Source organism: Chromohalobacter sp. 11-W (assembly GCF_029889905.1).
In the GTDB taxonomy this organism is placed as follows: domain Bacteria; phylum Pseudomonadota; class Gammaproteobacteria; order Pseudomonadales; family Halomonadaceae; genus Chromohalobacter.
Window position 1 is genome coordinate 192,892 of sequence record NZ_JARANZ010000008.1, and the last position, 8,873, is coordinate 201,764.

Here is an 8,873-nt window from a genome sequence, read left to right on the forward strand (position 1 = left end):
CAATGTCGACGCGATTGGCCGCCAACCGTGCGCCTGCTAGGCTTGGCGCTTTCGGCGCCGTGTGGAGCGCCAGGTCGTAATGAAGGGTGCAACACCATGAGTGAAACGCTGGAACGCTGGGGGTCGCGCCGCGCCTTCATTCTTGCGGTAACCGGGGCGGCCGTGGGCCTGGGCAATATCTGGCGCTTTCCCTACATGACGGGCGAAAACGGCGGAGCGGTATTCCTGCTGCTGTATGTGGTGTTCGTGCTGATCCTGGGGCTGCCGATCATGATGGCCGAGATCCTCGTGGGTCGTGCCGGACGCCGCGGGCCGATGCATGCTCTGGCGCATCTGGCGCGCCAGGCGGGGGTGTCGCCGCATTGGCGCTGGCTGGGGCTATTCGGGGCGTTGACGGTGTTCTTCATCCTGTCGTTCTATTCGGTGGTCTCGGGGTGGTCGATCGAATATCTGATCGAGTCGATCAACGGCAACTTCAGCGGCCGCACGCCGGATGAGATAGGCGCCAGTTTCGATGCCTTCCTCGCCGATCCCCTGCGCATGACGTTCAATCATACGTTGTTCATATTGCTGACCATGTCGGTGGTCGCGGCCGGTATTTCCGGCGGTCTGGAACGGCTCAACAACCTGCTGATGCCGTTACTCTACATCCTGTTGGTGGTGCTGGTCGGTTACGCCGTCACCACCGACGGCTTCGGCACTGCGATGGCGTGGCTATTCACGCCCGATCTCGACGCCATCACCTTGAGCGTGGTGCTCAATGCCATGGGGCACGCCTTCTTTACCCTGGCGGTAGGCGCCTGCGCGCTGATGGCCTATGGTGCCTACATGCCCGATCATCAGAGTCTGCCGCGTGCCGTGGCGGCGGTGGCGGTGTTGGATGTCGCCGTGGCGCTGCTGGCGGGCATCGCGATTTTCTCGGTGGTGTTCTCGCAGGGGATGGATCCCGCCGAGGGGCCGGGATTGATGTTCGTGACCTTGCCCATTGCTTTTTCGGACCTGCCGGGCGGGCCGTTGTGGCTGGGCGTTTTCTTCCTGCTGTTGTTGCTGGCGACATGGACCTCATCGATCAATCTGGCCGAGCCGTTGGTGGCGATCTTCACCGATGCAGGTCTCAAGCGCGGCAAGGCGGCGGCGTTGATCGGCTCCTCGGTGTGGTTGGTCGGCTTGCTGTCGGTGTTCTCGTTCTCGAGTCTATCGGAGGTGGAATGGCTGGCGGGCATGAATTTCTTCGAGCTGGTGACCACCGTGCCACTGGAGTTCTTCCTGCCCATCGGCGGGCTGTTGATCGCTACCTTCGCCGCCTGGGTCATGCCGGCGAGCACGTCCATGCGCTCGCTTGACGCGGGCCCCGGTGGGTTCCGGCTATGGCGTGGACTGGTGCGCTACGTGTCGATTCCGCTGGTCATCATCGTGCTGTTGTCGGCGCTATGGTGATGCCCGCTCATCATGAACTGCTCGACCACCATGAAGGGAATAGAGGAGAGAGTGGATGACATTGCGAACGTTCAAAGGGACGACGCCGCGCCTGGGAGCACGGGTCTATATCGATCCGACGTGTGTCGTGCTGGGTGATGTCACCTTGGGTGACGATTGTTCGGTATGGCCGATGACCGTGATTCGTGGCGATATGCATCGTATCCGTATCGGTGCGCGTTGCAGCATTCAGGATGGCAGCGTGTTGCATATTACCCATGCCAGCGATTACAACCCCGACGGCTATCCATTGACGCTCGGCGATGACGTGACGGTGGGCCACAAGGCGCTATTGCACGGTTGCACCATCGGTAGCCGGGTGCTGGTGGGAATGGGCGCTACGGTCATGGATGGCGTGCTCGTCGAGGACGAGGTGATTATCGCCGCCGGCGCGGTGGTAACGCCTGGTAAGCACCTGGAAAGCGGGCAGGTCTATGCGGGCAACCCCGCGAAGCCGCTCAGAGCGCTCAAGGAGGCCGAGAGGGCGTTTTTTACCTACACGGCGGGGAATTACGTGAAACTCAAGGACGAGTACCTGGCCCAGCCACCCGTATAACGACACGCCTGCGTGTGCCGGGCCTGCCCGAGGCGGTATTTTCTCTCTTAACGCATTGTTTTGTCTCGTCATGAAGCCGCATAATCTGGTTTTTCATCCAGTATTGTCGAGGGCGTCTCGGGCGGGCCATGGCCAACTTTCGCACACATTTCGGCGTTGCCCTGGGCGGCGGCGCGTTGGCGGCCTATGCCGGCTGGCAGGCAAGCCTCTGGAGCTTCAACGAGGGCTGGCCGCTGGCGGTATTGATGGCATTTGGCGGCATCCTGCCCGATATCGACTCCGATCATTCGCACGCCATTCGTCTGATTTTCACCCTGCTGGCCGTCCTGGCAGTGATCGCCGGCGCGCTATGGCTGCAATCGCGCCTGGCGCCGGGCCCATTGGTCCTGGCATGTGGTGGTCTGTATCTTGGGGTACGCTACCTGGCGGGCGCGATCTTCAAGCGTTTCACCGTGCATCGCGGCATCTGGCACTCGTTGCTGGCGAGCCTGCTGTGCGGTATGGGCACGGCGGCGATGAGTTTCCATTTGCTGGATCAGCCTGCACCAATGGCCTGGGCCCAGGGGCTGGCGCTTAGCGGAGGGGCGTTGATCCATCTGTTGCTCGACGAGTTGTACAGCGTTGATCTGGTTGGCTCACGGCTCAAGCGTTCCTTCGGGACCGCCTTCAAACTCTTCGATTACCGCGAGCCCGGCAACGCGGTGATGTGGTTGTTATTGGGCGTTGCCTTGGCGCCATGGTTGCCGCCCTGGCCCACGTTGCTGGAGTTGGTGAATCGCGGCGTAACATCCTGGTTATGATGTGGCCTGACGAGAGGGCCTCAGGTAGGCGATTCGGGTAATCCTTGGGAACGGCGTTGCGCGCGCTGGGCGCGTGTCTCGGCGCGCTCGAGCTCGAGCAGCCCATTCTCGACGAAGGCTAGGTGTTCGTGGGCGCGTGCTTGTGCTTCGTCGGCGTTGCCGGCGACGATGCTCTCGAATAAGGCGCGATGCTGGTCCATGAGGCGGTCGCGGGAGTCTGGCTTCTCGAACAAATGGGCCAGATTGGCGACGATACTTTTCTCCAGCAGGTGAAACAGCCCACGCATGGTGTGCAGCAACAGGACGTTGTGGCCTGCCTCGGCGATGGCCAGATGAAAAGCGGCGTCGGCACGGGCCTCGCGCATGGGATCGCTGCTGCGGTCGGGGTGTCGGTAACTGGCCTCGAGTTCCTCGAAGCGCGTTTGTAGCATGGCCTTGTCGTCGGGCGTGGCACGTAAGGCGGCGTAATAGGCTGATATACCTTCCATGGCATCGCGGAATTCGAGCAGGTCAAGATTGAACTCACCGTGCCGTGTCAGCATTTCCAGGAGCGGATCGCTATAGCTAGTGTTCAGCTGTTCGGAGACGAAGGTGCCGCCGCCCTGGCGGCTGGTGAGTAGGCCTCGTGCGGCTAACTTCTGAATGGCCTCGCGCAGGGAAGGGCGTGACACGCCGAAGTGCTCCGCCAATTCACGCTCGGGAGGCAGCTTCTCTCCCGGTTTGAGGCTGCCTTCGAGCAGCATGGCCTCGAGCCGCTCGGTGATGACGTCGGCGAGACGTGGTTGTCTGAGGTGTTGTGGGGCCATGGGCGTCGCTCGTTACTCGGTGATTGATGACGGGCGTGAAACCAGTAATAAATGGTTTGACCAATTTTACGCAATCTTTTTGCGCTACTCCAGCCTTCGTTCGCATGCCTGACGCTACGGTTTTGACTAAAGTTCAAGGCCATTACTGTGCAATAGAAGGGTTCTTTGTTGACACTCTTCAGTGCACGCTCATAGAGTTAATTCATTCGTTTTTGTAAATTGGTAAAACCAATAGAGACAAGGCGACGGGATATCGTTTCCATATCCGCGTCCGTCTATGTCTTAACCACTCTGTTGTCACCACTCTCCGAGCGTTCGGCACGACTCTTCGATGACCATCCAACGTTAGCGCATCATTTGCACAGGGTTCGCCATGATCATTTCAGCTTCCACGGACTACCGCCAAGCCGCCAAGCGACGTATTCCGCCCTTTCTATTTCACTACGCGGATGGTGGATCCTATACCGAGCATACGCTGCGCCATAACGTCGAAGACCTTGCGGGTATCGCGTTGCGTCAGCGCGTGCTGAAGGATATGTCCAGCCTGTCACTGGAAACCGAATTATTCGGCGAATCCATGACCATGCCGGTTGCGCTGGCGCCCGTGGGGTTGGCGGGCATGTATGCCCGGCGCGGCGAGGTGCAGGCGGCACGCGCAGCGGCCGGGAAAGGCATACCGTTCACGCTGTCGACGGTATCGGTGTGCCCGATCGACGAGGTGGCCTCGGCCATCGATCGCCCTCTCTGGTTCCAGCTCTACGTGCTGAAGGACAGGGGCTTCATGAAGCATGTGCTGGAGCGCGCCAAGGCCGCCGGCGTCAAGACGCTGGTTTTCACGGTCGATATGCCCGTGCCGGGCGCGCGTTACCGTGATGCGCATTCCGGGATGAGCGGCAAGCATGCGGCGACACGACGCATGCTCCAGGCCGTGACACATCCCTCCTGGGCCTGGGATGTGGGCCTTCATGGTCGCCCTCACGACTTGGGCAACGTTTCGGATTATCGCGGCCAACCCACGGGGCTCGAGGATTATATCGCCTGGCTCGGCAACAATTTCGACCCTGGCATCTCCTGGAAAGACCTGGAGTGGATTCGCGAATTCTGGGATGGCCCGATGATCATCAAGGGGATACTCGACCCCGAAGACGCCCGCGATGCGGTTCGCTTCGGGGCAGATGGCATCGTCGTTTCCAACCATGGCGGTCGTCAACTCGACGGTGTGCCTTCTACCGCGCGTGCCTTGCCGGCCATCGCCGATGCGGTCAAAGGCGATCTGGCCATCCTCGCCGACTCCGGCGTGCGTAATGGGCTGGACGTTGTGCGCATGATCGCTTTGGGTGCCGATACTGTATTGTTGGGACGCGCTTTCATCTATGCACTCGCCACCGCCGGCGAGGCAGGTGTTACCCACCTGCTCGAGCTGTTCGAGAAGGAAATGCGGGTTGCGATGACGCTCACCGGGGCGCGCTCCATCGCCGAGCTTGGGGCGGATTCGCTGGTGTCTGGTGCATGCTCTGGAGCTGATTGAGCGGGGGGTGATCGTGCGCCATGCTGAGGGGTGACCGACAAGAGCGGGGAGAGACGAATGACCGATGAGACGGTATTGCTATTCGATGCTGGCGGGGTGCTGGTCGACTGGCGTGGCACATCCGGGCTAGTCGAGCTGACTCAGGGACGCTTCGATACCGAGCAGGCGCGGCGCTTCTGGATGGGCTTCGAAGCGATTACGCCGTTCGAAACTGGCGGTGACGATGGCACACGCTTTGCTCAGGAGGCGCTTGAGGCACTCGAGCTGGACATGACGCCAACGGGTTTCCTGGCAGTGTTCGACGACTGGATGCGTGGTCCCTATGCGGGCGCGATGGCATTGGTCGAGCGCATCCGTCCCGCCTATCGTCGCGCTATACTCAGCAACACCAACCCCGTTCACTGGCGGCGGCTAATCGATGACTACCGTATTGATGTGCCCTTCGAGAAGGCTTTTGCCTCGCATGAGATCGGCGCGCGTAAGCCCGATCCCGAGGCCTTCGAGTTCGTCTGTCGCGCGCTCGACGTGGTGCCCGGCCAGGTACGTTTCTTCGACGACAATCCCGAGTGCGTCGATGCCGCCCGTGAGTTGGGCATGACGGCGACCCAGGTGCGTGGCCTGGACGAACTTCGGAATGCCCTCGCCGAGTTCGATGCACTGCGCCCGCCGGCTGATAATCGGAATCCACGATGAAAGCGCCCTATAGAGAGCTGCTTGAAGCGCTGCGTGAAAGGCTGCCCGCGCACAAGCTGATCGACGACCCGCTGCGGACGCTGGCCTATGGTAGCGATGCCAGTTTCTACCGCCTCATTCCGCAGCTAGTCGTGCGTCCCGACAGTGAAGAAGAACTGATGGTCGTGCTGGCCGAATGTCGTCATCGGCGCTTGCCGGTAACGTTTCGTACGGCGGGGACGTCGCTCTCCGGGCAGGCCGTGACCGACTCGGTGCTCATTCAACTCAACCAGGGCTGGCGGGATTACCGGATCCTCGACGAGGGGCGGGCGATCCGGTTGCAGCCCGGTATTATCGGCGCGCGCGCCAACCAATTGCTGGCGCCTTACGGTCGCAAGATCGGGCCCGATCCGGCCTCGATCAATAGCTGCATGATTGGCGGTATCGCCGCCAACAATGCCTCGGGCATGTGCTGTGGCACGGCCCAGAACAGTTACCGCACGCTCCGCGATATGCGCGTCATCCTGGCCGACGGTACGCTTTTGGAGACCGGCGATACGGCGAGCCGCGCGGCGTTCCGAGCCTCTCACGGTGAGCTGCTCGAAGCCCTGGAGGCGCTGGGACGCGAGACGCAGGCAAATACGCCGCTGGCCGAGCGCATTCGCCACAAGTATCGGCTCAAGAATACGACCGGTTACGCGCTCAATAGCCTGATCGATTTCGAGGATGGCTTCGATATTCTCGCGCATCTGATGATCGGCTCCGAGGGCACACTTGGTTTCATCAGCGCCATCACCTACGACACCGTGCCGGACGCGCCGCTGAAGACCGCAGCGCTGGCGCTGTTTCCGGATATGGCGTCGGCGTGCCGGGCGACGCTAGTGCTCAAGTCGGCGCCGGTGTCGGCGGTGGAACTGATGGATCGTGCTGCTCTGCGTGCAGTGGAAGGGGCGCCGGGCATGCCGGCAGGCCTCGAGACGTTGCCCGACGACGCGACCGCCTTGCTCATCGATGTAAGGGACGAGGAGGAGAGTGCGCTGGAGGCGCGCATCGCCGCGGTGCACGCGGCGCTCGAGGGGATCAAGACGCTGGAGCCACTTGGCTTCACGCGCGATTCCGAAACCTATGCGCGTTACTGGAAGGTGCGCAAGGGGTTGTTCCCTGCGGTAGGGGCGGTACGCGACGTCGGTACCACGGTCATCATCGAAGATGTCGCTTTTCCTCTCGAGCATCTCGAGGCAGGCGTGGCGGCGCTGTCCGAGACATTCCGACGGCATGGTTATGACGATGCCATCCTCTTCGGCCATGCGCTGGAAGGCAACCTGCACTTCGTCTTTCCGCAGGGCTTTGAGGCGCCCGCCGAGGTGCAGCGTTATGCCGCCTTGATGGACGACGTGGCGGCCCTGGTAGCCGACGAATACGGCGGCTCGCTCAAGGCGGAACATGGCACGGGGCGTAACATGGCGCCTTTCGTCGAGCGTGAGTGGGGCGCTGAGGCATATGCTTTGATGTGGCGAATCAAGTCGCTCTTCGATGCCGAGAATCTGCTCAACCCGAATGTCATCCTAAGCCACGATGCCGAACTACATCTCCACAACCTCAAGCCACTGCCGGCCGCCGATCCCATTGTGGATAAGTGTATCGAGTGCGGGTTCTGCGAACCCGTTTGTCCCTCTCGCGAGCTGACCCTGACGCCGCGTCAGCGCATCGTGATCCAGCGTGAGATGGCACGCCTCGAGGGCGAGGGGACGCAAGCGTCGACAGCGCGTCTGGCGACGTTGCGTGAAGCCTATCAATATCAGGGAATCGATACCTGCGCTGCCGATGGCATGTGCGCCACGCAATGTCCGGTAGGTATCAATACCGGCGATCTCGTGCGTGAGTGGCGCCATCGCCGAGTCGTCGAGCGAGGCGGTACGGCGCGTCTGGTGGGGCGTCACTTTTCCGGCACGACCCGCATCGGGCGAGGTGCGCTACGACTCGTGGATACCACGCACGGTGTGCTGGGTACGGGCATGATGAGCGCCTTGACGCGAAGTGCGCGTCGGCTCAGTGGTGACCGCCTGCCGCAGTGGATTTCCTCACTGCCGGCGCCCGCGCCGGTACGTATCCTTGAGCGTCGGGCGGGAAAGGCGGTCGGTGGCAAGCGCGATAAAGTCGTCTACCTACCGGCGTGCGCCACGCGAGTCTTCGGTGCCTCGCGTGGGGATGACGGGGCCGATGCCGTGACGCGCACGACCCTGGCGCTGTTCGAGAAGGCGGGTTATGAGGTTATTATCCCCGCGATGATTGGGCATCTTTGCTGTGGCATGGCGTTTCAATCGCGGGGTTATTTCGACGAGGCGGAGCACAAGGCGCGCGAACTGAACCGCGAGTTATTGCTCGCGTCCGAGAACGGTCGCCACCCCGTGCTGTGCGATACGAGCCCCTGTACACAACGCATGGTGGAACGCCTCGATACGCGTTTGACGCTCCAGGAGCCGGTTGAATTTGCGCACGACTATCTCTTGGCACGCCTGGCGATCACGCCCAAACAGGCGCGTATCGCTCTGCATATTACGTGTTCGAGTGCGCGCATGGGGTTGAGCGACAAGTTCATGACACTGGCACAAGCGTGTGCCGATGATGTCGTGGTGCCGGCGGAGATCGCCTGCTGCGGCTTCGCGGGGGACAAGGGGTTAACCACACCGGAGTTGAACGCCGCCGCGCTGCGCGGCCTGGCAGATGCCATCAATGGGTGCGATATCGGCTATTCCAACTCGCGGACCTGCGAAATGGGGCTGAGCTATCATGCCGGGATCCCTTATCGCTCGATTCTCGACTTGCTCAACGAAGTCAGCCGCCCTTGTGTGGCCGAAGGTGTTGCCACATGAGTGCCGGGCGACTATTTTTAAATCATCCCCTTGCGTTCAGCCTCTGTGGATCGTAAAGTACGCATCCGCTGCCGGCGACGGACCTCGTAGCCAGCGGTGGAGAGGTGGCGCAAGTGACTGACGTGCTTGAGAAATTCAAACCTTCGGGTGGTTTTCTGGCTT

At 61.5% G+C, this 8,873-nt stretch carries 7 protein-coding genes; 6 read left to right on the forward strand and 1 reads right to left on the reverse strand.

Annotated elements, in window-relative coordinates:
• Positions 1-96 precede the first annotated feature (96 nt).
• From OP494_RS12985 to OP494_RS12995, 3 genes are all read left to right on the forward strand, one after another.
• Entirely contained in the window at positions 97-1,437 is a 1,341-nt protein-coding gene (locus OP494_RS12985) for a sodium-dependent transporter (protein ID WP_280541317.1), read from the forward strand.
• A gap of 55 nt (positions 1,438-1,492) precedes the next feature.
• A complete protein-coding gene (locus OP494_RS12990) occupies positions 1,493-2,032 on the forward strand; it encodes a gamma carbonic anhydrase family protein (RefSeq protein ID WP_280541318.1) in 540 nt (179 codons plus the stop codon).
• 128 nt (positions 2,033-2,160) lie between these two features.
• Positions 2,161-2,832: a metal-dependent hydrolase gene (locus OP494_RS12995; protein ID WP_280541320.1), complete on the forward strand. Its 672-nt coding sequence runs from the start codon at positions 2,161-2,163 to the stop codon at positions 2,830-2,832.
• 20 nt (positions 2,833-2,852) lie between these two features.
• Here the strand turns inward: OP494_RS12995 and OP494_RS13000 are convergent, their stop codons facing one another.
• Positions 2,853-3,638: a GntR family transcriptional regulator gene (locus OP494_RS13000; RefSeq protein ID WP_280541322.1), complete on the reverse strand. Its 786-nt coding sequence runs from the start codon at positions 3,636-3,638 to the stop codon at positions 2,853-2,855.
• Positions 3,639-4,011: 373 nt separating this feature from the next.
• Between OP494_RS13000 and lldD the strand changes: the two genes are divergently transcribed.
• The 3 genes from lldD to OP494_RS13015 are packed head-to-tail and all read left to right on the forward strand — an operon-like array spanning position 4,012 to position 8,711.
• Positions 4,012-5,166: an FMN-dependent L-lactate dehydrogenase LldD gene (lldD, locus tag OP494_RS13005; RefSeq protein WP_280541324.1), complete on the forward strand. Its 1,155-nt coding sequence runs from the start codon at positions 4,012-4,014 to the stop codon at positions 5,164-5,166.
• Between the two features lie 57 nt (positions 5,167-5,223).
• Positions 5,224-5,859 carry an HAD-IA family hydrolase gene (locus tag OP494_RS13010; RefSeq protein WP_280541326.1) on the forward strand — a complete coding sequence of 212 codons (636 nt, stop codon included), beginning with the start codon at positions 5,224-5,226 and terminating at the stop codon, positions 5,857-5,859.
• Positions 5,856-8,711, forward strand: a complete 2,856-nt coding sequence (locus tag OP494_RS13015; RefSeq protein ID WP_280541328.1) for an FAD-binding and (Fe-S)-binding domain-containing protein — start codon at positions 5,856-5,858, stop codon at positions 8,709-8,711. Before OP494_RS13010 ends, OP494_RS13015 begins: the two co-directional genes overlap by 4 nt.
• Positions 8,712-8,873 lie beyond the last annotated feature (162 nt).